The organism is Limnobacter humi (assembly GCF_024518835.1).
Lineage (GTDB): Bacteria > Pseudomonadota > Gammaproteobacteria > Burkholderiales > Burkholderiaceae_B > Limnobacter > Limnobacter humi.
This window is the reverse complement of record NZ_JANIGO010000003.1, coordinates 67,235-92,211: the sequence shown is the minus strand read 5'-3', so window position 1 is coordinate 92,211 and position 24,977 is coordinate 67,235. Positions and strand designations below refer to the sequence as shown.

Here is a 24,977-nt window from a genome sequence, read left to right as displayed (position 1 = left end):
GGTCAGCGGTCCTCATCGGGACGCCAGGCGGACACCACGCGCTCTTCGCGTTGGGTGCTTCGCTGGACCCCGTCCGTCCGCACGATCCGCACCACCCGCTGGCGATCCCCAAGCCGCAGTTCGGCGGCGGCGAAGAGCCGATCGACGATCATGTAGTTGCGCCGGATACGGTAATTGACGAGCTGACCGTCCCCTTCAGGTCCGATCACGAAGAGCGGCGGCATCTCGCCCTGGCCAATCCCGCGCGGGAACTCGATGAAGACCTGCCGCCCGTCATCGAAGGCGCGGCGCGGCCGCCAGGGCGCGCGGTCGCCGGTGATCCGGTAGCGGAAGTTGAGATCGTCGAGATCGACATTGCGCCCGATGGGAAGGCTCGCCTCTGCACGATCGTTCTGGCGCCGAAGCGCGATCAGGTCGTCTTCGGGGTATTGCCAGGATACGGAGGCCATATAGGCCTGCGGCGTCGCGCGCAGTTCGAGGTGATAGGTGCGCCGGTCGGTGTTGATGACGAGATTGGTCACGAGATCGGGCCGGGTCGGTTTCACGAGCACATGGATGCGGCGGCTGTCGCCGGAGCCACTTTCGGTATCGCCGATGATCCAGCGTGCTGTGTCGCCCACGGCGATCGGGCCGGCGCCGACGAGACTCTCACCCGTCTGTAGCGCGATGTCCGTGACCTGGCCGGGTGAGGTGTAGACCTGATAGAGCGCCCCGGAGCTGTAGGGATAGAGCTGGACGGCGTTGATGAAGCCGTCGCGCACCGGTTCGATCCGGGCGGCGGCATTGGCGTTGGTCACGCGCTCGGTCGGTTCCGCAGCTTCTGCCGGACGGTCGTCGGCATCGACCCGCATGAGCTGGCCGGGCAGCGGTAAAGGCTCGGGTGTCTCGACGATCCGGACTGGGCGCGCCGGTTCAGCAACCAGCGTTGCGGCGACCGGATCATCGTAGCTGATCTCAGGCGGTTTGAAGGTGGCGCACCCGGCCAGCATCGAACCGGCGAGAAGTGTAGTGATGGAAAGTCTGGCGGGCATGCAGGTTTTGCGTATGATGCAATCATTCATTGGGCGTTCTCCCTTGACCAGTTGATGGCGTGGACGAAGACGCCGAGAGGGTTTTTGCGGAGGCGGTCGGCGTCGCGGGGTGGTTGGACGACGACGCTGAGTATGCCGGTCCAGCGTTCGGTGACGGCGAGCTGCCCGTTCACGTAGCGGCGTTCGGTCCAGGCCACGCGGAAGCTGTTGTCAGAAGCCCGGATGACACTGGAGATTTCGGCGGTGACTTGGACCTCGCCGACGCGGGCGAAGGGATCGTTTTCCCGGGCGAAGTCGTTGAGCGCGACGGACCCGCGATCGGTGGTGAAATCGTAAGCGCGGAGCCAGTTCTCGCGGAGCACGATCGGATCGGCGGGAACCTCGCGGACGTTCTCAATGAAGCGTGCGAGGTGGAAAGCGATCTGCGGATCGGTTGGGCGGTAGTTGGCGGTTGCCGGTACCACGGCTTGGGCTGCCCCAAGTCTATCGACCTCGACCACATAAGGGACGATTGTGCCTTGGGTGGATTGCCAAACCAGCGCGAGGCCAAAGGTCGCTGTCGTGGCGAGACACCCGATGGCCATGAGCCGCCAATTGCGGGCTTGGACGCGGGCCGAACCCATCCGCTCGTCCCAGACCTGGGCGGCCTTCCGGTAAGGGGTCACGGGTTCGGGGGTCTTGGCGTATCGCACGCTGGTTCTCTTGAATTTCATGATCTCTCCGAAAGGCTGATGGCAGTGCCCGCGCCGCCGCCATCGCCGGAGCGGATGGCGTGGGCGGCAACGGCGGTGCCGTGTTGCAGGCTCTGCTGACGTTTCATGCGGCGCGCCCAGGCGGGCGGACCGTCATTGGCGGGGGTCGGCATGGATGACGGGGAATTGCTGAACTTGCCGCCGGTGGCTTCGAAGGCAGCGCGTGAGCCGGAGCGGTAGCTGTCGCCGACAGCGCGCTTGAGCGGGCTGACAGCTGTGTTGACTCCGGCCTGGCCGACTGCGGCCATGGCGCTCGCGGCTTTCCCGGCCGTGGACGTGCCCGAGGCTGCGCCGATCCCGAAGGCAGTCGAAGCACCGCCTGCAACGGCAGATCCACCGCGCAGGGCGGCTCCACCGGCGGCCCCGGCCATCTTCGCGCCCGCGAGACCACCTGCGACCACGCCGCCTGCTGCGAGGCCGGCACCGACCGCCGCGCCGGCACCGAGCTGCGGTCCGCCAGAAACGATGCCGTTGGCGATGCCGGGGCCGAAGATGCCGAGCGCGAGCAGCGAGAGCGCCGCGAGCACGACGGCCATCGCATCCTCGATGGTCGGTTCGCCGGTGAAACCGGCAGTGAACTCGCCGAAGATGGTCGAGCCGATGCCGACGATGACGGCAAGCACGAGCACCTTGACACCGGACGATATGACGAGCCCTAGCACGCGTTCGGCCATGAAGGCGGTCTTGTTGAAGAGGCCGAAGGGCACGAGGATGAAGCCCGCGAGCGTCGCCAGCTTGAACTCGATCAGCGTCACGAAGAGCTGGATCGCGAGGATGAAAAAGGAGAGCAGGACCACGATCCAGGCGAAGAGCAGGATCGAGATCTGGATAAAGTTCTCGAAGAAGGAGACGAAGCCCATCAGGTCAGCGATGGACTCCAAGATTGGTTGCCCTGCTTCAAGCCCGACAGCGGCGATCCGGCCCGGCTGCAGGAGCTCGCCCGCACCGATCGCGCCGCCGGTGGCGATGAGGCCGAGACCTGCGAAGCTCTCGAAGACGATGCGCGCGAGCGCATTCCAGTTGCCGATGATATAGGCGAAGACGCCGACGAAGAGCGTCTTCTTGACGAGGCGACCGATGATGTCGTCATCCGCCCCCCAGGCCCAGAAGAGCGCGGCGAGCGTGACGTCGATAACGATGAGTGTGGTCGCGAGGAAGGCGACATCGCCGCCGAGCAGGCCGAACCCGCTGTCGATATAGGTCGTAAAGACCTCCAGGAACCGATCGATGACGCCGACTCCGTCCATGACCTACTCCGGGTCCGAATTGTCGGTGGACGTGCCGAAGAAGCGGCGGCGGTTCTCCTCCCAGGCGGCCTGGCACTCTGTGTCGGCTTCAAGGGCTTCCGGGGTCAGCGAGCGGCAGTGTTGCAAGGTCTCACGCAACGGATCGTCCGAGACCACGGCGGGGCGCTCCATCCGTTCCACTTCCAACGCGCGCTGAAGTTCCATCGCCGCCATGAGCGCGGCAATGGCGCCCAAGGCGATGGCGATGGCTTTCAGCGTGGTCTCAGCGGTCAGCTTCATCGCGGCTTACCGGAACATCCGCACGGTGGTCGGCTCGTAGCCGGAGCCGTAATCGAGGAAGCGCGTGAGGTTCTCGCGGGCCTGCGCTTCGGCAGTTGCGACACGCGCGGCTTCGAGCGATTGCGCCCGGTTCTGCGCGGCGATGGCCGCCGTCAAGTCAGAAATCTGCTGGCTTTGCAATGCGAGGAGTTGATTACCGGCTTGGGTCGCCTGCAAGGCACCGGTCGCGGCCTGGCTGCGGCCGACGAGCGCCTGCATTTCGGTGCGGGCGGTTTCGATGTTGCCCACGACGCCTGCCTGCACCTTGAGGGCGTCTTCGAAACCGGCGACCGAAGTGCGCCAGCGATCCTGTGCGCCCGCGATCATGTCGTCGAAATCGCCGCGCGCGGCTGCCGCGCCGTAATCCTGGGTGAAGGCTTCGTCGATCGTCGCCACATCATGGGCGATGCGCTGTGCTTCGTCCAAGAGCTGCTGGGTTTGCTGCACCGAAGACTGCAGTCGCGACAGCGACGAATATGGCAGGCTCGCGAGATTGCGCGCCTGGTTGACCAGCATCTGCGCTTCGTTCTGGAGCTGGGCGATCTGGTTGTTGATCTGCTCCAGCGTCCGGGCGGCGGTCAGCAGGTTCTCGGCATGGTTGGTCGGATCGTAGACGATCCCGCCGAACCCGCCGCCGAAGAATGCGTGGGCGGGCGGCGCGGTCGCCGGGGTCATTGCGATCGCGCTCGACAGCAACAGGGCTGCGGCGGCGCGCCCTGCCAGTTTACGTGTCTTGGTCGTGAACATCAGTCTTCTCCTTGTCGTCGTTGGCTTCTGGGGTTGCGGATGGGGTGGCTTCGATCACGGCGTCGGAAGGACCGAGCAGTTCGGTCGCCCATCCGAGATCGCACCGGGCGAGCCAGGCGGCGGCAAAACCGTCACGCCCGTGTTTGTCGAGGATCGCGTCGATCGCGGCGTGGTCGGCTTTGGAAGAGGCCGCGGTAAAGGCGAGCGCGACTTCGCCGAGGCCGAGAGCGAAGAGCCGGTTGCCGCGGCGCGACTGGCAGTAATAGTCGCGTTTGGGCGTCGCGCGGGCGACGATCTCGATCTGTCGGTCGTTGAGCCCGAAATTGCGATAGGTCGCGGCGATCTGCGGCTCGAAGGCGCGCTCGTTCGGCAGGAAGATGCGTGTCGGGCAGCTTTCGACGATGGCGGGCGCGATGTCCGAGCCGTCGATGTCGGCGAGCGATTGGGTGGCGAAGACGACGGAGGCGTTCTTCTTGCGCAGCGTCTTCAACCATTCGCGCAGTTGCGATCCGAAGGTCGCGTCGTCCAAGGCAAGCCAGCCTTCATCGACGATAATGAGGCTCGGGCGTCCGTCGAGCCGCGCTTCGATGCGGTGAAAGAGATAGGCGAGGACGGCAGGCGCAGCGGCGGAGCCGATCAGCCCCTCGGTCTCGAAGGCCTGGAAATCGGCACTGCCGAGTGCTTCGTCTTCCGCATCAAGCAGACGGCCAAACGGTCCGCCGAGGCAGAAAGGGGTCAGTGCGCGCTTGAGATCGTTCGATTGCAGGAGGACCGACAGACCTGTCAGCGTGCGTTCTTCGATCGGGGCCGAGGCAAGCGAGGTGAGCGCTGACCAGAGATGATCGCGCGCCACCGGGTCGATCATCACCTCTTCGCGGGCCAATAATCCGGGGGTATGCGGATTTAATGGTTGATATGTGAAGTAGAAAGCGGAAGGGAAAACTAAATCCACAACGGACTAAATGGTTGATAGCTAACCGTGCCGGTCTTTCCAGATCCCCTTCCCTATAGCCATATGTAGGGAACACTTGAAAACTAGGCATATCTGTCTTGACAATAGCCCCGGTACAAGAAGCGGGTGTCGTTGTGCTCAGCCAGCCTTTCTTCGCCAAAAGCAATATTGCCACGAAGAGTGGTAGCCTACGGGCTCAGTACCTCCCCAGTTGGGTCATCGCCCGGCTAGAAGGTATTGAGGCGGCTCGGGGTGCATTGCACCATGTCGCGCCGGTCGGCAAGATGGAAGACTACATTGAGCGGATGTTGCGTAATGTCACGCCCTACTTGAACGAGGTGCACTGACCATGCATATCCAACCTACTCCCTTGAGGTCACAACAAAGCTAATGATCGATCTACTTGTTTTCCTCCCGGCATGTTTCGCACTGAACCTGGCGTTCGGCCCCAATAACCTCGTTGCGATGACACACGGTGCGCAAAAGGGCGTAGGGTTTTCCTTTATGGCAAGCACAGCACGGCTTGCCGTCTTCGTGCCCATGATTGCTGCTAGCGCGCTTGGTTTAGGGATGCTTTTGTCTGCTTCGGCGTTGGTCTTCAACGTGATCAAGATCGTTGGTGCCGCCTATCTGGTCTGGATGGGCATCAAGCTCCTCAGAACAACATCTGGCTCGACTAACCTAAACGCAGATGCAATGAAACCTTCGCTTCGTAAGGCATTCCGTAGTGAGGCGCTGATCGCCATCAGTAACCCCAAAGCAATCCTCATTTTCGCGGCATTCTTCCCGCAATTCGTGGATATAACGAATTACTGGCTGAGCTATGCAACTCTTGGGACGGTTTTTATCGCGCTAGAGGCCGTTGCAATAGCGATATATGCGTCAGCAGGGCGTTTTGCAGCAGCTTTCGCAGCAAACAAGCTGCACTGGTTTCAACGCGCCTCAGGTGGAGGAATGATTGCTTTCGGCATCCTGCTTCTTCTTAGTCGCCAACCTTCGCGTGTTGCCTAGGTTCTTAAGAACGCTTTAGCCAGTTGCTAGTCGTCTTAAGAGAATAACGTATGACCGAAATGCCCGACAACATCCTGCACCTGCCCTCATACCAGGTGCTGGGCTGCAAAGCCACCGACGATGAAATGCACTTCCAGGTAGACGCGCCCGATCCCATTGCTTGCGAGGAATGCGGGGTGCAGGGTGAGTTCGTGCGTTTCGGCAAGCGTGATGTTCCCTATCATGATCTGCCCATCCACGGCAAGCGGGTCACCCTCTGGGTGCTCCGCCGCCGGTACATCTGTCGGGCCTGCGAGGCTACCTTCAGGCCCCAGCTACCGGAGGTGGTGGACGGCTTCCGCATGACACTGCGGCTACATGAATACGTAGAGAAGGAGTCCTTTAACCACCCCTACACTTTCGTGGCGCAGCAAACCGGATTGGACGAGAAGACGGTACGGGACATCTTCAACGCCCGCGCCGCGTTCTTAGGCCGCTGGCACCGCTTCGAAACGCCTCGCATTCTGGGCATCGACGAGCTGTACCTGAACAAGCGCTACCGCTGCATCCTGACCAACATTGAGGAGAAGACCCTGCTCGATCTGCTGGCCACTCGCCGTCAGGACGTCGTGACTAACTACCTGATGAAGCTGAAAGACCGGCAGAAGATCGATATCGTCAGCATGGACATGTGGAATCCATATCGAACGGCGGTCAGGGCGGTGCTGCCACAGGCCCGCATCGTGGTCGATAAATTCCATGTGGTGCGCATGGCCAACGATGCTCTGGAGAAGGTGCGCAAGGGGCTCCGGAAAGAGCTGAAACCAGCCCAGATCCGAACCCTCAAGGGAGACCGGAAAATCCTGCTGAAGCGCGCTCACGAAGTCTCAGACCGGGAGCGGCTGATCATGGAAACCTGGACAGGCGCATTCCCGCAACTGCTGGCTGCCTACGAGCACAAGGAGCGCTTCTACAGCATCTGGGACGCCACCACACGACCCCAGGCAGAAGCCGCCCTGGACGAGTGGATATCCACCATCCCGAAGGGCCAGAAAGAAGTCTGGAGCGATCTGTTTAGGGCGGTGGGCAACTGGCGCGAAGAGATCATGACCTACTTCGAGACGGACATACCTGTCACCAACGCTTTCACGGAGTCCATCAACCGACTGGCCAAGGACAAGAACCGTGAAGGACGAGGTTATTCCTTTGAGGTGATGCGGGCGCGAATGCTCTACACCACGAAGCACAAGAAGAAGGCCCCGACTGCGAAGGTCTCTCCGTTCTACAAGAAAACCATCGGTTACGGACTGCCAGACCTCGCAGAGGAGCTCAACTACGGGGTCGATCTATCAACCATCTGAGGGTAGCATCAGGTTGGTGAGGGGAAGGTGCCCCATCAACCATTAAATCCGCATACCCTATTTCATAAGGCCGCCTTAGCCAGACTTCAGCCCTGCGCCTAGAGCCGAATATTTTAAGTGCGTTACGCAGGATGCCAAACTGGCGCGAATTCATTGGTGGAAAACTCCTGAATTAAGTTCAGCTTCTCGTGGTAAGTGATAGGTTTAAATTTGCTAGAGACAAATTGACTTGACACTAATCTGACAACCTCTTCTTATGCACAATTTTCTGGATGACCAATTTTCAGTTATAAGCCCGCCGTGCGACAAAACCAGCATCTTTACATCTTCGCTTGTTACAAGTCCACTCCGAACTGGTTTGTCTATCCCTATTTCGACATCCTCCCTCGATCGACCAATTCCGGATAGATTTTTCATTTCTTCCTTGTCCTGAAATCTTCAAAACCCATCCAGGCTCGACCATTTTCAATTTCTACCGAGTATGTCGTAAGCATTTCTTCCGTGATTTTGGGTTGCTCTTCGAAGGCGCCACCGGTCATTTTCAGCAATTTACGAGCCTTCTCTAGCGTAGTCTCAGCGAAGACGGCAAAAGTTGAATTGCCTGAAAGTACGATCTGATCATCGTTGTGATCAAACAGAATACCTTGATCTTTCATATCTACAGAGAACATTATGGTGAGTCCTTTCGAAGGAACTTCGAGCCACCAAACTTCGTCGTCATCGACTGAAAAATTAATGTGTTTATTTATTGCAAGTGTTTTTCGCATTATTAGATCGAGGAAGTTGAATCCCCAATATTCTGACTTAAAAGCGGCTGACTTAAAAGAGCGAAACAGAAAAGATGTGGGATGCATAAAATTCCACAACAAAATCTGTCATCCAATGTATGTGCACGCGAAAGACTCGCATTGAATTTAAAAAAATGGAGAGCATTCCACGGTTTGAGCCAACATGCTTTGGCGATTGAGGCTGACCTGCACCACACATTCGTTGCACATCTAGAAAGAGGAGCCCGCAATCCCTCACTGGACAACATCGAAAAACTCGCAGTTGCTCTCAAAATAGATATCGTGGAATTACTGTGTGACCCAAGATCTAGAACACATCCTGAAGGCGCTGCTTAATTTTAATTGTCGGCACATTTAGAAAATAGCCTGATTGTCATGGACTAGCCACTCGACCAAAACAAGCAAAGATGTTGCAAACCGGAATTGCCCTCGCTGTGTCAACTACATCGTTCCAATAAACAGAAGAACAGAAATCTGCTACAGATCTAGCACAGACCACAAACATGAGTAGGGCAGCTCTCTAAACCTCTTTAAAGTCATCACGCATTTGGGGTAAAAACCGTACCCAATTTCAATCGGATTGAGCGCTTTTTACCCTAAGTCCCAAGAAAGAAGTAAAAACATAGAATCTTCAATGGGACTCGAGCGTTACCCAGCAACGATTTTATTCAAAAAGCATCCAATTTAACTTCAATTTTTCTTGTATAAAATGGAACACCTTTTCAAACCAGCCATGCACCTCAAACACTTCGCTGTGAATCCAGTACTGGTACAGCAGGTTGACGGTGTGGGCAAAGGCGAGCGTCACCGGGTCGAAGCCCAACCAAGCCAGGGGCAACCAGAATACAAAACTGTAAAACGGGCCCAGAACAGACTGCCGCAGCGCGGTGCTGAGGTTGTAATGCTCGCTGGTGTGGTGGTTGGAATGCTCTGCCCAAAAAAGGGCGCAGCGGTGGGCCACGCGGTGGTACCAGTAGTAGCAGAAGTCATCGCCCACAATCAGCAGCGGAATGAACCACCAACTGGAGATGCCCAGCTCGAACACCTTGTGCTGGTACAGCCACGCCATGAGTGGCAGGCTCCAGATGAGCGCAATCGCTGTTGTCATGAGCTTTAGAGCGCCCATGGCAATCGAGCACAGTGAGTCTTTGAGTTCATAACCCTGTACGCGGTCAATCGGGCCCTGTATGTCGGGTTTCCGACCCTGCAGGCTTTTGATCAGCCGGAATTCCAGCCACATGGCCACAAAGAAGTAGGGGATGGCCACGGCATACAGCAGTTGTGTGGCCAGTTGAAATTGACTGAGTTGGTTCAAGCTGCGGTCTCCCGATTTGTGTGTACTGCCCGGAAGCCCGCATTCAGCCTTGGTTTACCGACCCCGGTTGATGAAGTGGTCGATGAGGTGTGCGGTGATCGGGTTCTCGGCCCGATTTTCCCCCGGTGGCAAATTCGGTTCAATTTGCTCGGCAATTACTTTACCCAATTCCACACCCCATTGGTCAAATGGGTTGATGTTTTGCATGGCGCCCAAGGCGCAAGTGCGGTGCTCCCACAAACTGAGCAGCGCGCCCAGGCTGTACGGGGTCAGTTCATCCAGAAACACCATTTGAACGGGCCGCTGACCTGGGCAGCTTTTGTAATTCACCGTGGGGTCGGCCATTTCCTGTGGGCTGTTTAAACGGCCGACCGAAAACGCTTCTGCCTGCGCCAGGGCATGGGACAACAGAATGCGGTGCGATGCTGCTTCACTGTGATTGGGTTTCAACACGGCCACCAATTCCACGGTGCTGGCATTGCGGCCCTGGTGCATCAGTTGAAAAAATGCATGTTGGCCGTTGGTGCCCACATCACCCCAGAGGATGGGGCAAGTGGAGCGCGGAATGGGCACACCATCAATGCCAACCCCTTTGCCCAGGGATTCCATCCACAATTGTTGCAGGTATGGAATCAGCATGCCCAAACGGGAATCGTAGGGGCTGAGCAGCAACGAATCAATTCCCACTTTCAGATTGTAGAAGTCTGACAGGGCCAGCAAGATGGGCACACAATCGGTGGATCGGGTGCTCAAGACGTGGTTGTCGATGCAGGCAGCGCCAGCGAGCAATTCGTCGAAGACGGCGTTGCCGTGTACCAGTCGGATGCTGATGGACACTGGCCCCCACAGCGAATAGCGGCCGCCCACGGTCTCGCTGAATTCAAAAATCCGCGCCGGCGGTATGCCAAACTCAGCAGCTTTTCCAGGCTTGCAAGTGGCCGCCAGCAGGGCTTTCTCGCGGTAGGCAGGGCCAGCCGTGTCCAGCCAATTGAAAATATGCTGGGCGTTGTGCAGGGTTTCCTTGGTGGAAAACGATTTGCTGGCGATCAGCACCAGCGTGCGCTTGGGGTTGAGCGACGCCAGTGCAGCTTTCATTTCATGAAAGTCGACATTGGCGACAAAACGAATATTCAGTTGCCCATGAACGCCCGGCAGTTCCAGTCTGGAAAACACATCGTGCAGCAAGCGCGGTCCCAAGTCGGATCCGCCGATACCCAGGTGTAGCACGCTGTTGTATGTCTCGCCGTCCGGGTTGGTGTAAACGCCGGATTGCACCTGTTCCACAAAGGCGTTCATCTGTGCTTGCACCGTTCTGGCCAGTTCCAGCTCATCGCGGCCGTCCACGGTCAATTCGACAAAATCGGGATATTCGCTGCGACGAAAAGCAGCACGCAGACTCCAGTGGCCTGCTGCCCGTTGTTCAGTGGGGTTCACCACCGCACCGCGAAACAACCCGTCGATGAAATCCCTCAAGCGCAGGTTCTCTTGGCTGGATTCAAAATCATTCAGCATTTGCAAGCTGTAGGACTGGCGGTCCAAGTTGATGTGAAGCGGTCCAATGCTTCGTGACAACTGGCCAGGCGACATCGTGATCGGCATGGGTTGCGGTCGTGAAATGGTTGGGTCAACGGGAAATACCTTCGGAACCTCGAATATGGCGACCGGTCCCGCACAGAAAGTCTAACCCGTGCGCTGGTTCGGCCGCACGCATTTAGACGGTTTTGTCGAGCTTTCAGGGGCCGCCTGTGTCTATACTGCACTTGGCGCCGCATTGGCAGCGCTGGTATTCGTTGATGTCGCGCTGTATCCAATAATAAATTTCAATTTGGAGACCCCCCATGAGCAATCTTTGGCAAACCATCAATCGCACGCCCGGCGTGCTGACGATCAAAATCCTGACCATTGGTTTTCTGGTGGCAGGCCTGGTGACTTACATCAACGGTGAGGAGTCTGCTGGCCCATATTTGCTGGCGGCAGCGGCTTTGGTGGTTACCGAGGTGTTGCTGATCATCATTCAGTTGTTGCGAAAGTCCTCGGACTCGTCCACTGACCAACTACCCCCCAAGTAAATATTGACCATGGCGACTTCGAAAAAAGACCCCACTGCAGTGGCCGATGCCTTGTTGGAGGCCCAAGTGGCTTTCTGGATGCAACAGCTCAAAGGCAAGAAGTTTGTAAGCTTGGTGGAGGATGAGGTGGGTCGCCTCTACGACCACCTCGAACACATTGCTTTGAATTCAGCGGCGGACCGTGAAAAGGTGAAGGCCACTGCGCGTCGCTACGCGGTGGACATGGAAATTGGTGGCGCCATTCCCGAGTTGTTTGGTGAAATTGCCCGCCTGATTTTTGACTTTCCCGCCAGCCGCAGCACGCGGGTTGGCGAGGTGGTGTCCGATGCCGTGGCCACCGAGTTCATCGAAAAAATATTCGAACAGGGTGGGGTGCTGGATCACACGGTGACCAACATTCGCAACAGCGCCGCGTTTAAGCATTTCCTTGCCGATGTGGTGTTTACGGTGCTCAAGGGTTATTTGCTCGAGCAAAACAATCTCATGAAGTTTGGTTCTGTTGCAGCGGGCACACGCAAAGTGCGCGAGTGGTTGAGCAGCAAGGCCCCGGAATTGTCCGATTCGCTGGAGGACCGCGTTCGACAGTTGATGGATTCGGGCGTGTCGGGTTCTTTGGAAATGGTCAATGAGGCCTTGGACAATGAGCAATACCGGGAAACTGCCCTGCACAGTGCCCTGAATTTTTGGGATGTGATTCGCGATTGGCCGCTGGCGTCCTACAAGGACTACATCACTGAACAAGATTTGCAGGAATTCATGGTGCTGGGCTATGAATTCTGGCTGAATTTCCGCGACACCGATTACCTGAAGCGTTGCATCGACACCGGTGTGGATTTCTTTTTCGACAAGTATGGCGAACAAAGCCTGCAAGCCTTGCTCGATGACATTGGTGTGAGCCGTGACATGGTGGTGGAAGAAATCGCCAATTACGCGCCCGACCTGGCCGGCCTTTTGGTGTCGGAGGGGTTGGCCGAGGATTTTATTCGGCGCCATCTGAAGCGGTTTTTCCACAGCAAAAAGACCCTGGCGTTGCTCAGTGCTTGAAACCCGGGCGGCTTGTCTTGTATTTGCGCTGGCTTTTGATACATTGTGAGCATCGATGGCTTGCATGGCATGCCGATGCAGCCCGGTAACGGTACTGAATCCTCCAACCCGATCGAGCAACGACAACAACATTCAGGACGAGACATGAAAACTCATTACATGGCGGTGGTGCTGGCTTTGGGCCTTTTTGGCTGCTCTGGCGCGCCCGGTGATTCCGATGTACAAACAGCCCTCCAGACCACCTTGCGCACTCAAGTTCAAGAGCAGATGAATGTGATGAGCGCCTTGGGCGGGAAAAGCGCCTCCGAAGCTGCACAGGCCATGTTGGGCATGCCCAAGCCTGAGGACATTCACATTGAAGACATGGATGTCAGCGACGCACAGAAGCAGGAAAATGGGGATTATGTTGTGAAAGCCAATTTCACCACCAAGGTGGGCGAAAAGAAGGAAAAATCCTCTGCCAAATTGACCCTGTCCAAGGTCAACGGTCAGTGGAAAATTTCGGGCATGGAAAAACTCTAAACGCCGCAATGTTCACAAAAAACCCCGGTGATAAACCGGGGTTTTTTAATGCCTGCGTTTTATTTGCTCAAGCGTCGACCCTGTGACACCGCATAGGCACCAGGCCGAGCCAACAGAATCGGGTCATCCGATGCCTCAACGCCCTTGGGAAGAACCAATGGGTTGAAGTTGATGCTGTCACACACGGCTTTGTCCTCGACCGAGGTCACCGCCAGGTTGCCCGCCACCACTGTTTTTCGGTCGGCAGGCCACTGCACGGTGGGGTTGTTGGTGGGGTCGCCGGCAGCGGCCAACTGAAGCACAAAGCTGAAGTTGACCGGAATCTGTCCAACCCGGCCTTTCAGTTCATCGACCAGGAAGTTCGGTGGTGTGCTGGCCACGTTCTCTTCCTTCAGGAATTCTTCGCCACCCACGGGTTCAAAGACCCAGCGCACCATCTGGCTTTTTCCTTTCTTGTTGGTCATCTTGAACGCATTCACGCCCCAATAGTTAACAGCGCCATAACTGGCCGGTACACCACGGGTTTTCAAGAAATCGGGTTGAATCTTGTGATCGGGGTTGGCGGCTGTGGCCGCCGCAATTTTTGCAGGGTCTGGCTTTCCGGTGGCAGGGTCGGGGCGTCGTGCATCCAGGAAGGCCTGAAAACTCTCTGGCGTTGCTGCGCCAAAAACTGGGGTGGAGATGTTCGCCATCAGCCATTGCTCGTTGTTGGGCAGCTCCATCTGAACCGCCATACCACGAACGGATTTGGCATTCTCAGGTGCCCTTGGATTGCCGCCCCCCACCGAGAAGCGCAATGTAACCGGCACTGGCTTGCCGCTGAATGCGGAGGCAGATGACAATGCGGCGCCTGCTGGCGTTCCTGTAAATACGCCTTTGGCACACACGCCTTTGGCACCAGACCGGCGGAAGCCGTCCTGTTTTCCGAAAACGCCCTCCAGCCCGTCAACCAGCGTGACGGCATTGGTTTCCTGCGCATGCAAGGCAGGGGCCACCGCAGCCACCATCAGGCTGCCCAGTGCGCAATTCAAGATTGTTTTTTTCATGTTTTCTGCATCCTTGTCGGAAATGGGTGTTGCACGTGCGCGTGCACGCTGAACGGAGCCTCCCGCTCAACGCTCACCTTAAATCGGTTTGGAGGACAGAATGGTTACCGCAATCATGAAATTTTTCTATCTAGACCGATAGGAAAAGACGATGGGCCGTTGTTGTGCACTAGATGTGCAGATTTCTGGCCTTCAGGCCCTGAACTGCTTGCTTCACGCGCTCCAGGCTTTGCCGGTTTTCATCCAGCACATGTTGAATGTCGTCGCGAAGGTGATGGAGGTCCAGCCGCTGGGCCAGGTGATCGGTGTCGGGGTTTTGGTTGTGTGCCAGCAATTCTGCTCGATAGGCATCGATCAGGGTAAACAGATCGTCGATGTAAAAACCAAGGTGGCCGATATTGGCCATGACAAACGACACTGGATTGCTGATTTCATGCGCCACTCGAACGTTCAGGTCGTCCTGGGCTGTCAGGGTTTGGTGATTGGGCTCGCCCAGGTGGGCTGCCGAGGGGGTGCTCATCACAGGCGCCTCGCAAAACGGTTCATCTGCTTTAACGGCAGATCTGGCCGTTTCTTGAGGCGCTGTTCGCAGGTTTTATGCCGAGGGCAGCATTTGACGGATCACGCCCTTGGCCACATCCATGGTCATGTAGCGTGGCACTGCATAGGTGAAGCGGGCTTCACCCAGCGCCGACTTGGCGATTTCCGGAATGTCTTCCGATTTCAGGGCGGCAAGGGTGGTTGGAATGCCAAACTTGGCATTCATGTCTCGAATGCGCTGGATAAAGGCCTGGGCCACGTGCAGGTCGTCGCCCTTGGCGGGGCCGATGTTGCAATGGCGGGCCAGTTCGGCCAGTCGGCCAGCGCAGTTGGGCAGGGAATAATCCAGCACATGCGGCATGACGATGGCGTTGGCCAGGCCGTGTGGCGTGTGGTACATGGCGCCAAACTTGTGGGCGATGGCGTGCACATAACCCACCCCGGCCTGTGTAAAGGCAATCCCAGCCAAGTGGGAAGCCCGGGCCATTTTCTGGCGGGCCACCACATCGCTGCCGTTGGTCACGGCCGTGTCCAGGTATTTCATGATCAGTTGTGTGGCTTCAATGGCCTTCACATCGGTTTTGCGCATGGCGTTGTTGGACACAAAGGCTTCCACGGCATGGGTCAGCGCGTCCATGCCGGTGGCTGCCGTAATGTGGGGTGGCAGGCCCGTCATCAGCGCACCGTCCAGCGCACAGGCGGTGGGCATCAGCTTGAGGTCCATGGCGGGCAGCTTGCGCTTGTTTTCAGTGTCGGTTACCACGGCAGCAATGGTGCACTCGGAACCTGTGCCGGCAGTGGTGGGCACCGCATACAAGGGCAGCATGCCGCGCCAGATGCGGAACAGCCCGGTCATTTTGACGATGGGTTTTTGGTTTTTGGCGCGCGCACCGATCATTTTGGCAGCGTCGATGGGTGAACCGCCACCCACGGCCAGAATGGCTTCGCAGTTGTTTTGCTTCAAGATGCCGTAGCCCGCCTCAATTTGCTGCACAGTGGGGTTGGGCTCGACGCCATCGTACACCGCAAATTGAACATTCAAGCGTTGCAGTTCGGCTTGCATCTTGTTCAGGATGCCCAGTTTGACCAGCACCGCATCGGAAACAATCAACACCCGCTTGTGGCCTTGTGACGCAATAAAGCGAACCAGCTCCAGAGAAGAGTCGGCACCTTCGAACACTTTGGGCCACTTGAATGGCAGGATGGCGGTCACGGCTTTGAATATCAGCATGTAAAGGCGAAGGAATATCACCTCGAGTGCGTGCAACATGGTTCTGTCTCCCGGTTTTGTGATGGGCTGTTGTTTGGGCCCTTGTGTCTTGATTGTACAAAGGCCGGGCGCATCATGGTTTCAATTTCGCCGGGGGCTTGCTGCTTTTTTGCCGGACAGGGCACCCTGGCTGCTGCCCGTGATTGTGCACGGGTTTGCCGCGATTTAAGTAACCTTGGGGTAACTTTAGAGTTGAGCCACCAAATTGCCTGGCTGAAATCTGCAACAATCCCGCAAGTTTTAACCCGAGGCTGGCCCCCCACAAGACCAGTCCGCCGTTACCCAGAGACATCACTCAAAGACATCATCGCCATGGCCAATTCCCTCAGTCTTCGTCGCATCAGTTCCATGTCCAACAATGGCTGGGACCGCCTGTTCAAAGCCAAAACCATGGTGCGCGCTGGTTTGCAGCCTTTTGAGGTGGTGCACGAGCGAGGCATTCACCAAGTGCGGCATTACCTGCCACTGACCGAGGATGAGATTGTGGTGGGCGAATCGGTGGTGCCGGTCAGCAAAACCCGCAACCCGATCCCGTTGGTGCTGGTTGCACCATTGGCCGTCAACATGTACGTCTACGACCTGTTGCCCGAGCGCAGCCTGGTTCGTTACCTCATGGCGCAGGGTTTCGATGTGTACCTGGTCGATTGGGGTTGCCCAACCCGCAAACAGGCGGGGCTGACCTTGAATGATTACATCGCCGATTTTTTGCCCGATTGCCTGAAAGCCGTCCGCGAACACTCGGGCTCCCGGAAACTGAACCTGCAGGGTTGGAGCATGGGCGGTGGCATGGTGCTGGCGTACACGGCTCTGTTCAAGGATACCGACATCCACAGCATTGTGACCTACGGCACGCCGATTGATGGCCATGCGAATGGCGCCATTGGCAAGCAGTATCAAAAACTGGCCCATGTGCTGAAAACAGCCCGGTTGAATTTCCGCAAAGTGCCAGCCAAGCTGCTGTACACACCGGGCTGGGCCAACGTGATCGGTTTCAAATTGCTGGACCCGGTGGGTAGCCTGAAAGGCTATTGGAGCCTGTTTACCCAGTTGGACAACCGCGACTATGTGGCCCAGCATGCCAACCAGGCGGCCTTTATCGACAGCCTGGAAGCCTACCCGGGTGGTGCGCTGCGCGACTGGTTTTGCAGCATTTGGCTGGAAAACGAAACGGCCCGCGGACAGTTCAAGGTGGGCAAACAGGTGGCTTATTTTGCGGACATTCAATGCCCAGTGCTGGGTGTGGCCGGTAAATCCGACAACCTGGCCAATGTCAGTTGCTGCAAGGCCATCGTGAATGTGGTGGGTTCGGACGCCAAAGAGTTTTTCATCGGCCCAGGTGGCCACATTGCCATCATGAGCGGCAAAGATGCACCCCACACCATTTGGGCCAAAACCGTGAGCTGGATCAACGCCCAGTCCTGAAGCCGGTACACTCAAACCCATGCGACACACGTCATGGGCAGTGTTGAACACCGTGGTTTGCGCAGCAGGGGTGGCCAGCGTGCTCTGCCTGCTGCCCCTGGGCGCGCAAGCCAACGGCTTTCAGAATTTTGACGATGCCGCACTCATCGACCAAGTGGCGGGAGCGGTGGCCCGTGGTTACGGCAACATGCACGGCTACCGTGTGCAGTTCAAAATGCTCCATGAATCCACGCCCTATGAATCGGCGTTGATGACGCAGTACACACCGGCCAACCGGACCTGCACCTTTTTCATTAATCCCAAAGACACCTCGTGGCACAGCTTTGAGCATTACCTGCAGTTTTTTGAAGGCTTGCCCAAGAAAGTGGTGTATGAGGCGTTTTTTGCGCACGAGTCAGGCCACTGCGTGCAGTTCAAAGAACAGATTGATTTCGGCCCGGTAGAACGTGCCCAGCGGCAAGAGTTGTATGCCGATGTGTTTGCGTTGTCGCATGTGGAGCGCTACTACCCCAAGTATCGCCCCGCTTTCCAGATCGGCCTCATGAAAATGCGATCGGTGGAGAAGGGCACCCCTTACGATTTCTCGCGCCTGCTACACAAACTGTTGGGTCAACCGGACTTGTTGACTGCCCTGAAAGTGACCGGGCCGCAAGAACGAGCCTTTGCAATTGCGCGTGCAGTGGACCGCTTGTAAATCCATGCGGACTGGATTGTGTTACCGTTGGGCCATCTAAAAATGAAAACATCTTCCCACTGTCATGGCTGATCACGATCCCCTGTCGCTGGACAACCAACTCTGTTTTTCCGTGTATTCCACATCGTTGGCCATCACGCAGTTTTACAAGCCTTTGCTGGAACCGATTGGGCTGACTTATCCCCAGTACCTGGTCATGCTCATTCTGTGGAAAGAAGACGGCTTGAGTTTGATCAATATTGCCCGCCACTTGGGCCAGCAACCTGGGGCTTTAACACCGGTGCTCAAGCGCATGGCCGATCAGGGTTTGCTCACCCGGGAACGCAGCAGTCAAGATGAACGTCAACTCAAAATCCATTTGACCGACATGGGCCGTGCCCTGCGTGAACAGGCCTTGATGGTTAACCGGTGTCTGTTTGAAAAGTGCGGCATCAGCACTGAACATTTGTTGCGGCTGAAGGCTGAACTGGACGAACTGCGCGCCAAGATCCAATCAACCTGATTGAACCGTTTGGGACACACCGTCCTTGCAACCATATCGTTATCGCGATAACATTTGCAACCTGAGTGGCAGTTCCACTCCCCAACAACCCTGATTCATTCATCCACAGGAGCCACCATGCAAGTTGTTTACTCCACACAAGCCACATCCACCGGCGGCCGCGAAGGCAAGTCAGCCACGAATGACGGGCGTTTGTCGGTTGCCCTGAGCACACCCAAGGAATTGGGTGGCAACGGCGGCCCGGGCACCAACCCCGAGCAACTGTTTGCAGCCGGTTACTCGGCCTGTTTCATTGGTGCCATCAAGTTTGTGGCCGGCCAGGACAAAATCAGCCTACCCGTCGAGCCCGAAATCACCGCGGTGGTCGGCATTGGCGGTAACCCCAAAGGCGTGGGCTTTGCCATTGATGTGGAATTGAAGATCAAGCTGGAAGGGCTGGATGCTAACGCAGCGCATGCGCTGGTCGAGAAAGCGCACCAGGTGTGCCCATACTCCAACGCCACTCGCAACAATGTGGATGTAAAGCTCACGCTGGTTTAAGCGGGCTCGGCATTAGTTGGCTTACCTCGCGCTGTTTTTTTCGGCCCTGGTGGCGGCAACCTTGCTGCCCATGGGGTCTGAAGCGGTGCTGTTTGCCCTCGTTCGCGAGGGCAAACCCGTGTGGGCCCTGCTGTTGGTTGCAACGGCCGGCAATACCCTGGGTTCTGTCATCAACTATGCGCTGGGGCGTTGGCTCCTGCATTTCCAGGATCGCCGTTGGTTTGTGTTCAAGGCGGACCAATTGGACCGCGTGACCCAGACATTCAATCGGTACGGGCGCTGGAGCCTGCTCTTTGCGTGGTTGCCGGTGGTGGGCGACCCGCTGACCTTCGTTGCCGGCGTGTTGCGCGTGCCTTTCTGGCCGTTTCTTGCCTTGGTGGCTGTCGGCAAGGCTGCACGTTACGGTCTTGTCATTTGTGCATCAAATTACAGTGTGAACTGGTTTTAGGCAGCCCGCATCGGCACAATGTGCAAGTGCCATCACCCTGTGAATGAACATGCCCCTGATTGCCCAAGCCGTTCGCTGGGTTAGAGCCCTGCTGTTGATTGGATTGCCGCTGGCCCCACTGCATGCCCTGGCCGATACGGTCACGGTGGCGACAGCAGCCACCCTGCGATACGCCATGGACGAGCTCTCCGCGCGCTTTGAAAAAGCAACGGGCCACACCGTGCGCGCGGTGTACGGTGCCAGTGGCCAGTTTTACAGCCAGATACGCCAGGGAGCACCGTTCGATGTGTTCATGGCGGCTGACTTGGAGTTTCCCCAAAAGCTGGTGGACGATCGCGTGGTGCCTGGCCCTGTCATTCAGTATGCTGAAGGGCGCTTGGTGTTACTCCTGCCCAAAGGGCGTTCCGGTGCCGACGCATCCACTTTGCTGAAGGCCGATTCGACCCTGGGTGATTTAAAAGCCGCCATGGCAGACGGTCGCCTTTCTCGCTTTGCCATTGCCAACCCGCAGTTGGCACCGTATGGTCTGCGTGCGCAGGAAACGCTTGAAAAAGCTGGGCTTTGGCAAGTCATTCAACCCAAGCTGGTGTTGGGTGAAAACATTTCCCAGGCTGCGCAGTTTGTGTCCACTGGGGCCGCGCAGGGTGGTTTGGTGGCCTTGTCGCTGGCCTTGGCCCCGCAATTGGCGCAGGCTACCCACTATGTATTGATTGACCGCAACCAACACCGGCCCCTGCAGCAGGGCATGGTGCTGGTTCGCTCCACCGAGGCCAGTCGAGCGTTTGTGGCCTTTGTACAAACTGCGCAGGGCAAGGCGGTGTTGCGCCAGTTCGGTTACGAGTAAATCCATGGACTGGTCCGCTTTCCGAGTCTCGATTCAACTGGCGCTGGGCACCTTGGCGGTGTTGCTGCCTTTGGGGCTGTTGCTGGGGCGTTGGTTGTCTAAAACACCATGGCGTGGCCGGGTGTGGGTGGAGGCGGCCGTGCTATTGCCTTTGGTATTGCCACCCACGGTCATGGGTTATTACCTGTTGGTCGCTGTTGGGGGCAACAGCGTTGTGGGTTCGTGGCTTCAGTCCTTGGGTGTATCCCTCACCTTCACTTTCTCTGGTTTGTTGCTGGCTTCTGTGTTGTTCAACATTCCTTTCATGGTGCAGCCCATTCAACGGGCTTTTGAATCCATTCCCCACAGTCTGAATGAGGCGGCCCAGGTCAGCGGTCTCTCGCAGTGGGAAATTTTTTTGCGGATTGAATTGCCTTTGGCGTGGCCCGGCATTCTGTCTGCATTGGTGCTCACCTTCGTACACACCTTGGGAGAATTTGGTGTGGTGTTGATGATTGGGGGCAACATTCCCGGCGAAACACGAACGCTGGCCATTGCCATTTATGACCAAGTCCAAGCCTTTGATCTGGCTGCCGCCAACCGCATGTCGCTGGTGTTGTTGCTGTTTTCGATGGTTGCGGTGGTCATGTCACTGGCGCTGTCGGGTCGCAGGAAAAGGCGTTTAGCATGAGCAATGCACCGCAAGGCCTTGTCCTGAACGTCAACCAGGCTCATCCCATGCGCCTGAAGGGCGCTTTCAGTTGTCGGCCAGGTGAACTCCTCGTGTTGGTGGGTCCATCGGGTGCGGGCAAGTCCTCCATGCTGCGTGTGATGGCGGGTTTGATGCGCCCGGATTCCGGTTTGATGCAGGTGCAGGGTGAGGTCTGGATGGACCTGCAGTCTGGCGTTTTCAAGACACCCCAGGAACGACGCGTGGGTTTGGTGTTTCAAGACTATGCGCTGATGCCACACCTCACCGCCATTGACAATGTGGCGCTGGCGTTGATGCACCTGCGCCCGGCACAGCGCCGTCATGCCGCCATTGAATGGCTGGGCAGAGTCAAGCTGACGGGGGATGAAATTCACCGCAAGCCAGCGGCACTGTCTGGTGGGCAGCAGCAGCGAGTGGCCATGGCCCGTGCGCTGGCCCGTCGTCCACAATTGCTGTTGCTGGATGAGCCATTTTCAGCGGTGGACTCCATGAACCGACAGGCGCTGTACGGGCTGCTGGCTGATCTTCGCCAAGCTTTGAATATTCCGATGGTGTTGGTGACCCATGACCTGCAGGAGGCCCGTCACCTGGGCGACAAGCTGGTGGTGCTGGATGGCGGTGAAGTGTTGCAGGAAGGCGCACCAGCCGAAGTTCATCAACGCCCCCGAAATTCCCGCGTGGCAGACCTGGTGGGTATTCAAAACCGATTTCATGGTGTGTGGCTGGGGCCAGGGCCAGCGGATGGCCGTGGGCAACTTCGATGGTTGAGCAAGCCCGACGACGGCTTGGATGCGGCAGGTCCAGTTTTGCAGGTTTTGGACAAAGGGAAAATTCCCGCCAATTTTCCGGTGAGCTGGGTGGTTCATCCCGATGCGCTGGAACTGCACCACACCCTGCCGGTTCATCGCCTGGGCGATGCATCAGTCGAGGTGTTTCCCGTCGAGGTGTTGCAGTTGCGGGACTTGGGTGAACTCAGTTTGGTCGAGTTGGGGTTGTCCGAGCATGTCGGCTTGCGTTTTCGTTTGGTGGTGTCCGGGCCCCAGCGGCCTGGCCTTCACCGGGGGCAGTCCCTGTGGGTCAGCATGAATTTGCAGTCCGTCCACATCATGCCCAAGAAAGCAGACCAAAACCTGGTCGATGTGTCAAAGAATTGACGTTTGCAAACTGTTGATGTGAATCGGGTTTTGGGTATGTTCAGTACCACGTCATGGAGACAACCCACACACACACAACAATATGAAAAACCACATCACACGCGCCTGGGCTCTGGGCAGCCTGATCCTGCTGTCAGCCTGCATGGGCGACGGCTCATCTGTCGCCAATTTGTCTGGCAACGGAACACCCACCACCCCCACTGAAAATGGTGGCGGAGGTGGCCCCACCACACCCCAGGAAGAGCAGTTTTTTCCCGGCATACTGGTGTTGTCGAATCGGTCTGACCTGATCAGCGGGGGCGATGCCTTGCTGGAAATCAAAGCCGATGATCCAGCCGACCTTCAGGGCGTCAAGGTGATGGCTGGCACGGTGGATGTGAGTGACCGTTTTGCCTTGCGCAGCAATGGCCGTTACATGGGCCGTGTGGACAATCTTCCGCTGGGCGAAACCCGGATTGTGGCCAAACTCAAGGGCGGTAAAAACCTGTTGACCACCGTGGTGAACCACCCCAACGGTGGCCCGGTATTTTCTGGCCCTCAGGTTCAACCGTGGACCTGCACCAATGAGAAGGCCATGAATGCTCAGTGCGATCAGCCGGCCGAATACAGTTTCAAGTATCTGCCAGCCAACCAGTTGCAGCATGTGTTGACCAAGTCTGACCCTGCCAAACAAGAGTTTGCGCCCACCTTCTTGCCTTACGATCCGCAAAACCCGCCGGCTGACTCCGAGATTGCAACCACCACCACCGAAACGGGTGTGACCTTACCGTTTATTGTGCGGGTGGAGCGTGGATTTCAAAACCGCGACCGATACCAGATCATGTCGCTGTACAACCCCAAGGATGGCTGGGAGCCCTGGAAACCCCAGCCGCAGTGGAACCGCAAACTGTTGATTCACCATGGTGGCAACGTGGGCGTGACCTATGGGCCCGGCAATCCGCCCAATGGAGATATTTCGGGCACTGCGCCCGATGGTCTGGAGTTCGTGCTGGGTGACAGCATCACGGTTGCCCTGGGGAGAGGCTTTGTGACCTTGTCCACCGCACTGGCCAACCTGGGTCACAACGTGAACCTGGTGACCGCTGCCGAATCGCTGATGATGGCCAAGGAGCGCATTGTCGAGCAGTACGGCGAGTTGCGTTATACCATCGGCACCGGGTGCTCGGGCGGTGCCATTGCCCAGCAGCACATTGCCAATGCTTACCCAGGTATTTACCAGGGCATCATCGTGCAGTGCTCATACCCGGATGTGTGGACCACGGCCACCCAGTTTGCGGAATACAACCTGCTGAACACCTACTTTGGTCACCGCTACCCGGGTGCCAATCCGCAGGAAGACTCTGCACAGTTTCCCAGCTACAACCGGAACTTCATTCCGATTGTTCAATATCCGGCTGTGTATGGGCATTTGCCTGTGAACCCGGTGGTGTCTGACTTGGCGTTTTTCCCCAGCGCGTACCCCACACAAGCCGATTGCCCTGGCCTGCGCGGCGCAGCCACGCAATATGACCCGGTCAACAACCCTGGTGGTTTGCGCTGCGGTTTGATTGACTACATGAACACCCAGTTTGGCTCCCGTCCACCGGAACGATGGTCTGCCAATGAGAAAAAAATTGGACGGGGCTTCACCGGCCTTCCGCTGGACAATATTGGTGTTCAGTATGGTTTGGGTGCCTTGAAACAGGGCTTGATTACCCCTGACCAGTTCCTGGATTTGAACAAGAATATCGGTGGTTTCAGCGTGGATGTGAAACGTCAGCCCGAGCGTACCTTGGGCGATGTGTTCGCGATTTCGAATGCCTACAAAACCGGCGCCATCAATACCGCGGAAAACCTGAGCACCATCCCCATCATCGACCTGCGGGGACCTGACCCGGGTATTGCTCATGATGCTTACCACAGCTGGCAAATGCGCGCCCGGCTGAAAGCGAAGCAAGGCCACTTCAACAACCAGGTGATCTGGTTCGGCCAAATTGTGTTGGCGGGCGACAGCACCTACAGCACCGAAGCATTGTTGGTGATGGACCGTTGGCTGAGCGCCATTGAAGCCGACACCAGCAACAAGCCCCTGGCTGAGAAAGTGGTGGCCGACAAGCCGGCGGCTGCACGGGACAAGTGCTTGTCAGCCCAAAGCCTGTATGCCCAGGATGGTCCGTTCGTGCCGCTCAGCGGAAACCTGTTTTACCCACGTCCGTTGATACCCGGAACAGCCTCGAACCAGGTTCCAGCGCCACCGCCGGAGGCCGGTCAAATCTTTGATGCGGTCGCCAACCAGGTGTGTGGCGTTGATTTTTCAGCGTATGACCCGACTGGGCAGTCGGGCCAGCTGACTGGCCCGTTGAGCAATCTGCAGCAACTGATTCTTCAAACCCGGTTTGGAACGCCACGCACGGTGGCGGGCGATAACATCCAGACACTGACCAACAAGTGTCAACTGAAACCAGTGGATGCAAAGGATTACACCGGTGTGCCCGCCATTACCGATGCAGCCGCTTTTGCAGCCAAGGTGAAAGCCATTTTCCCGCAAGGTGTGTGTGACTTCACGAAAGAGCCGGTGGGTGTTCGCCGCACGGAAACCTGGCTGAAGTACGGCACCGCCACTGAAAAGGTGGTGGCGGGTACGCCCCTGCCAATGCGTCCAGCCCTGTCGCAGCAGGGCTGGTATTCAGCGGCATTCCGCTGATTGGAGC

Annotated in this window: 28 protein-coding genes; 16 read left to right on the top strand and 12 right to left on the bottom strand. The window is 57.4% G+C overall.

From position 1 onward, the window contains the following. Positions 1-2: 2 nt before the first annotated feature. Genes trbG through NQT62_RS09750 form a run of 6 tightly spaced genes read right to left on the bottom strand, consistent with a single transcriptional unit; the run spans position 3 to position 4,960 of the window. A complete protein-coding gene (gene trbG, locus NQT62_RS09775) occupies positions 3-1,061 on the bottom strand; it encodes a P-type conjugative transfer protein TrbG (RefSeq protein ID WP_017516412.1) in 1,059 nt (352 codons plus the stop codon). After that, on the bottom strand, positions 1,058-1,744 hold the full coding sequence (gene trbF / locus NQT62_RS09770; protein WP_025829577.1) for a conjugal transfer protein TrbF: 687 nt from the start codon (positions 1,742-1,744) through the stop codon (positions 1,058-1,060). The genes trbG and trbF overlap by 4 nt, the downstream gene beginning before the upstream one ends. After that, on the bottom strand, positions 1,741-3,030 hold the full coding sequence (gene trbL / locus NQT62_RS09765) for a P-type conjugative transfer protein TrbL (RefSeq protein WP_099170562.1): 1,290 nt from the start codon (positions 3,028-3,030) through the stop codon (positions 1,741-1,743). The genes trbF and trbL overlap by 4 nt, the downstream gene beginning before the upstream one ends. A 3-nt stretch (positions 3,031-3,033) precedes the next feature. Beyond that, positions 3,034-3,309 carry a putative entry exclusion protein TrbK-alt gene (gene trbK-alt / locus NQT62_RS09760; RefSeq protein WP_025825443.1) on the bottom strand — a complete coding sequence of 92 codons (276 nt, stop codon included), beginning with the start codon at positions 3,307-3,309 and terminating at the stop codon, positions 3,034-3,036. Between the two features lie 6 nt (positions 3,310-3,315). Then, positions 3,316-4,095 (bottom strand): P-type conjugative transfer protein TrbJ, encoded by a 780-nt coding sequence (gene trbJ / locus NQT62_RS09755; protein WP_099170561.1) that lies wholly within the window; start codon positions 4,093-4,095, stop codon positions 3,316-3,318. Beyond that, positions 4,073-4,960: a TraG/VirB4 family ATPase gene (locus tag NQT62_RS09750; protein ID WP_208630478.1), complete on the bottom strand. Its 888-nt coding sequence runs from the start codon at positions 4,958-4,960 to the stop codon at positions 4,073-4,075. Before NQT62_RS09750 ends, trbJ begins: the two co-directional genes overlap by 23 nt. Positions 4,961-5,145: 185 nt before the next feature. On the opposite strand from NQT62_RS09750, the gene NQT62_RS09745 reads away from it, so the two are divergent. From NQT62_RS09745 to NQT62_RS09735, 3 genes are read left to right on the top strand one after another with little or no spacing between them, the layout of a single operon-like run. Next, a complete protein-coding gene (locus tag NQT62_RS09745; protein WP_099167931.1) occupies positions 5,146-5,394 on the top strand; it encodes a hypothetical protein in 249 nt (82 codons plus the stop codon). A 43-nt stretch (positions 5,395-5,437) separates the two neighbouring features. Then, positions 5,438-6,058, top strand: coding sequence for a LysE family translocator (locus tag NQT62_RS09740; protein ID WP_014819627.1), 621 nt, complete (start codon positions 5,438-5,440; stop codon positions 6,056-6,058). A gap of 50 nt (positions 6,059-6,108) precedes the next feature. Next, the gene (locus NQT62_RS09735) at positions 6,109-7,398 is read left to right on the top strand and encodes an ISL3-like element ISPst9 family transposase (RefSeq protein ID WP_033939138.1); all 1,290 of its coding nucleotides are present in this window, start codon (positions 6,109-6,111) and stop codon (positions 7,396-7,398) included. Between the two features lie 413 nt (positions 7,399-7,811). On the opposite strand, the gene NQT62_RS09730 is transcribed toward NQT62_RS09735, so the two are convergent. Beyond that, positions 7,812-8,252 carry a hypothetical protein gene (locus NQT62_RS09730; protein ID WP_256764526.1) on the bottom strand — a complete coding sequence of 147 codons (441 nt, stop codon included), beginning with the start codon at positions 8,250-8,252 and terminating at the stop codon, positions 7,812-7,814. Between NQT62_RS09730 and NQT62_RS09725 the strand changes: the two genes are divergently transcribed. Further along, on the top strand, positions 8,247-8,522 hold the full coding sequence (locus NQT62_RS09725) for a helix-turn-helix domain-containing protein (protein ID WP_256764525.1): 276 nt from the start codon (positions 8,247-8,249) through the stop codon (positions 8,520-8,522). The two genes, NQT62_RS09730 and NQT62_RS09725, sit on opposite strands and share 6 nt — an antisense overlap. 328 nt (positions 8,523-8,850) lie before the next feature. Here NQT62_RS09725 and NQT62_RS09720 read toward each other — a convergent pair whose 3' ends face one another. Next, on the bottom strand, positions 8,851-9,501 hold the full coding sequence (locus NQT62_RS09720; protein WP_256764524.1) for a sterol desaturase family protein: 651 nt from the start codon (positions 9,499-9,501) through the stop codon (positions 8,851-8,853). A gap of 54 nt (positions 9,502-9,555) precedes the next feature. Continuing rightward, positions 9,556-11,100, bottom strand: coding sequence for a phosphoglucose isomerase-related protein (locus NQT62_RS09715; protein WP_256764523.1), 1,545 nt, complete (start codon positions 11,098-11,100; stop codon positions 9,556-9,558). A 239-nt stretch (positions 11,101-11,339) separates the two neighbouring features. On the opposite strand from NQT62_RS09715, the gene NQT62_RS09710 reads away from it, so the two are divergent. The 3 genes from NQT62_RS09710 (at position 11,340) to NQT62_RS09700 (ending at position 13,136) form a co-directional block, all read left to right on the top strand. Then, positions 11,340-11,570, top strand: a complete 231-nt coding sequence (locus tag NQT62_RS09710; RefSeq protein WP_256764522.1) for a hypothetical protein — start codon at positions 11,340-11,342, stop codon at positions 11,568-11,570. Between the two features lie 9 nt (positions 11,571-11,579). After that, positions 11,580-12,614: a hypothetical protein gene (locus NQT62_RS09705; protein WP_256764521.1), complete on the top strand. Its 1,035-nt coding sequence runs from the start codon at positions 11,580-11,582 to the stop codon at positions 12,612-12,614. Between the two features lie 144 nt (positions 12,615-12,758). Beyond that, complete coding sequence (locus NQT62_RS09700) at positions 12,759-13,136, top strand: DUF4878 domain-containing protein (protein WP_256764520.1); 378 nt, start codon at positions 12,759-12,761, stop codon at positions 13,134-13,136. A 59-nt stretch (positions 13,137-13,195) separates the two neighbouring features. Here the strand turns inward: NQT62_RS09700 and NQT62_RS09695 are convergent, their stop codons facing one another. The 3 genes from NQT62_RS09695 to NQT62_RS09685 form a co-directional block, all read right to left on the bottom strand. Continuing rightward, on the bottom strand, positions 13,196-14,182 hold the full coding sequence (locus tag NQT62_RS09695) for a catalase family peroxidase (protein WP_256764519.1): 987 nt from the start codon (positions 14,180-14,182) through the stop codon (positions 13,196-13,198). A 169-nt stretch (positions 14,183-14,351) separates the two neighbouring features. Further along, the gene (locus tag NQT62_RS09690) at positions 14,352-14,702 is read right to left on the bottom strand and encodes a hypothetical protein (protein ID WP_256764518.1); all 351 of its coding nucleotides are present in this window, start codon (positions 14,700-14,702) and stop codon (positions 14,352-14,354) included. 75 nt (positions 14,703-14,777) lie between these two features. Then, positions 14,778-15,992, bottom strand: a complete 1,215-nt coding sequence (locus tag NQT62_RS09685; protein WP_256764517.1) for an iron-containing alcohol dehydrogenase — start codon at positions 15,990-15,992, stop codon at positions 14,778-14,780. A gap of 312 nt (positions 15,993-16,304) precedes the next feature. Between NQT62_RS09685 and NQT62_RS09680 the strand changes: the two genes are divergently transcribed. The 9 genes from NQT62_RS09680 to NQT62_RS09640 all read left to right on the top strand — a co-directional run bounded on the left by NQT62_RS09680 (position 16,305) and on the right by NQT62_RS09640 (position 24,970). Continuing rightward, on the top strand, positions 16,305-17,414 hold the full coding sequence (locus NQT62_RS09680; protein WP_256764516.1) for an alpha/beta fold hydrolase: 1,110 nt from the start codon (positions 16,305-16,307) through the stop codon (positions 17,412-17,414). A gap of 19 nt (positions 17,415-17,433) precedes the next feature. Further along, complete coding sequence (locus tag NQT62_RS09675) at positions 17,434-18,108, top strand: hypothetical protein (protein ID WP_256764515.1); 675 nt, start codon at positions 17,434-17,436, stop codon at positions 18,106-18,108. 64 nt (positions 18,109-18,172) lie between these two features. Then, the gene (locus NQT62_RS09670; RefSeq protein ID WP_256764514.1) at positions 18,173-18,610 is read left to right on the top strand and encodes a MarR family winged helix-turn-helix transcriptional regulator; all 438 of its coding nucleotides are present in this window, start codon (positions 18,173-18,175) and stop codon (positions 18,608-18,610) included. A 117-nt stretch (positions 18,611-18,727) separates the two neighbouring features. After that, positions 18,728-19,150 carry an organic hydroperoxide resistance protein gene (locus NQT62_RS09665; protein WP_256764513.1) on the top strand — a complete coding sequence of 141 codons (423 nt, stop codon included), beginning with the start codon at positions 18,728-18,730 and terminating at the stop codon, positions 19,148-19,150. Positions 19,151-19,220: 70 nt separating this feature from the next. Then, a complete protein-coding gene (locus NQT62_RS09660) occupies positions 19,221-19,598 on the top strand; it encodes a YqaA family protein (RefSeq protein WP_256764879.1) in 378 nt (125 codons plus the stop codon). A 43-nt stretch (positions 19,599-19,641) separates the two neighbouring features. Beyond that, a complete protein-coding gene (modA, locus tag NQT62_RS09655; RefSeq protein WP_256764512.1) occupies positions 19,642-20,442 on the top strand; it encodes a molybdate ABC transporter substrate-binding protein in 801 nt (266 codons plus the stop codon). A 4-nt stretch (positions 20,443-20,446) separates the two neighbouring features. Then, complete coding sequence (modB, locus tag NQT62_RS09650; RefSeq protein WP_256764511.1) at positions 20,447-21,112, top strand: molybdate ABC transporter permease subunit; 666 nt, start codon at positions 20,447-20,449, stop codon at positions 21,110-21,112. Continuing rightward, positions 21,109-22,287, top strand: coding sequence for an ABC transporter ATP-binding protein (locus NQT62_RS09645; protein ID WP_256764509.1), 1,179 nt, complete (start codon positions 21,109-21,111; stop codon positions 22,285-22,287). Before modB ends, NQT62_RS09645 begins: the two co-directional genes overlap by 4 nt. An 82-nt stretch (positions 22,288-22,369) precedes the next feature. Next, positions 22,370-24,970 carry a DUF6351 family protein gene (locus NQT62_RS09640; protein WP_256764508.1) on the top strand — a complete coding sequence of 867 codons (2,601 nt, stop codon included), beginning with the start codon at positions 22,370-22,372 and terminating at the stop codon, positions 24,968-24,970. Positions 24,971-24,977: the final 7 nt, after the last annotated feature.

What these genes read in the sequence shown, in the direction of transcription:
- trbL (WP_099170562.1), bottom strand. Translation starts at nt 3,030, where the DNA reads ATGGACGGAGTCGGCGTCATCGATCGGTTCCTGGAGGTCTTTACGACC.
- NQT62_RS09690 (WP_256764518.1), bottom strand. Translation starts at nt 14,702, where the DNA reads ATGAGCACCCCCTCGGCAGCCCACCTGGGCGAGCCCAATCACCAAACC.
- NQT62_RS09695 (WP_256764519.1), bottom strand. Translation starts at nt 14,182, where the DNA reads ATGAAAAAAACAATCTTGAATTGCGCACTGGGCAGCCTGATGGTGGCT.
- trbF (WP_025829577.1), bottom strand. Translation starts at nt 1,744, where the DNA reads ATGAAATTCAAGAGAACCAGCGTGCGATACGCCAAGACCCCCGAACCC.
- NQT62_RS09725 (WP_256764525.1), top strand. Translation starts at nt 8,247, where the DNA reads ATGCATAAAATTCCACAACAAAATCTGTCATCCAATGTATGTGCACGC.
- NQT62_RS09660 (WP_256764879.1), top strand. Translation starts at nt 19,221, where the DNA reads ATGGGGTCTGAAGCGGTGCTGTTTGCCCTCGTTCGCGAGGGCAAACCC.
- NQT62_RS09675 (WP_256764515.1), top strand. Translation starts at nt 17,434, where the DNA reads ATGCGACACACGTCATGGGCAGTGTTGAACACCGTGGTTTGCGCAGCA.
- NQT62_RS09685 (WP_256764517.1), bottom strand. Translation starts at nt 15,992, where the DNA reads ATGTTGCACGCACTCGAGGTGATATTCCTTCGCCTTTACATGCTGATA.
- NQT62_RS09645 (WP_256764509.1), top strand. Translation starts at nt 21,109, where the DNA reads ATGAGCAATGCACCGCAAGGCCTTGTCCTGAACGTCAACCAGGCTCAT.
- NQT62_RS09730 (WP_256764526.1), bottom strand. Translation starts at nt 8,252, where the DNA reads ATGCATCCCACATCTTTTCTGTTTCGCTCTTTTAAGTCAGCCGCTTTT.
- NQT62_RS09740 (WP_014819627.1), top strand. Translation starts at nt 5,438, where the DNA reads ATGATCGATCTACTTGTTTTCCTCCCGGCATGTTTCGCACTGAACCTG.
- NQT62_RS09750 (WP_208630478.1), bottom strand. Translation starts at nt 4,960, where the DNA reads ATGATCGACCCGGTGGCGCGCGATCATCTCTGGTCAGCGCTCACCTCG.
- modB (WP_256764511.1), top strand. Translation starts at nt 20,447, where the DNA reads ATGGACTGGTCCGCTTTCCGAGTCTCGATTCAACTGGCGCTGGGCACC.
- modA (WP_256764512.1), top strand. Translation starts at nt 19,642, where the DNA reads ATGAACATGCCCCTGATTGCCCAAGCCGTTCGCTGGGTTAGAGCCCTG.
- trbG (WP_017516412.1), bottom strand. Translation starts at nt 1,061, where the DNA reads ATGAATGATTGCATCATACGCAAAACCTGCATGCCCGCCAGACTTTCC.
- trbK-alt (WP_025825443.1), bottom strand. Translation starts at nt 3,309, where the DNA reads ATGAAGCTGACCGCTGAGACCACGCTGAAAGCCATCGCCATCGCCTTG.
- NQT62_RS09705 (WP_256764521.1), top strand. Translation starts at nt 11,580, where the DNA reads ATGGCGACTTCGAAAAAAGACCCCACTGCAGTGGCCGATGCCTTGTTG.
- NQT62_RS09710 (WP_256764522.1), top strand. Translation starts at nt 11,340, where the DNA reads ATGAGCAATCTTTGGCAAACCATCAATCGCACGCCCGGCGTGCTGACG.
- NQT62_RS09700 (WP_256764520.1), top strand. Translation starts at nt 12,759, where the DNA reads ATGAAAACTCATTACATGGCGGTGGTGCTGGCTTTGGGCCTTTTTGGC.
- NQT62_RS09680 (WP_256764516.1), top strand. Translation starts at nt 16,305, where the DNA reads ATGGCCAATTCCCTCAGTCTTCGTCGCATCAGTTCCATGTCCAACAAT.
- trbJ (WP_099170561.1), bottom strand. Translation starts at nt 4,095, where the DNA reads ATGTTCACGACCAAGACACGTAAACTGGCAGGGCGCGCCGCCGCAGCC.
- NQT62_RS09665 (WP_256764513.1), top strand. Translation starts at nt 18,728, where the DNA reads ATGCAAGTTGTTTACTCCACACAAGCCACATCCACCGGCGGCCGCGAA.
- NQT62_RS09670 (WP_256764514.1), top strand. Translation starts at nt 18,173, where the DNA reads ATGGCTGATCACGATCCCCTGTCGCTGGACAACCAACTCTGTTTTTCC.
- NQT62_RS09640 (WP_256764508.1), top strand. Translation starts at nt 22,370, where the DNA reads ATGAAAAACCACATCACACGCGCCTGGGCTCTGGGCAGCCTGATCCTG.
- NQT62_RS09735 (WP_033939138.1), top strand. Translation starts at nt 6,109, where the DNA reads ATGACCGAAATGCCCGACAACATCCTGCACCTGCCCTCATACCAGGTG.
- NQT62_RS09715 (WP_256764523.1), bottom strand. Translation starts at nt 11,100, where the DNA reads ATGCCGATCACGATGTCGCCTGGCCAGTTGTCACGAAGCATTGGACCG.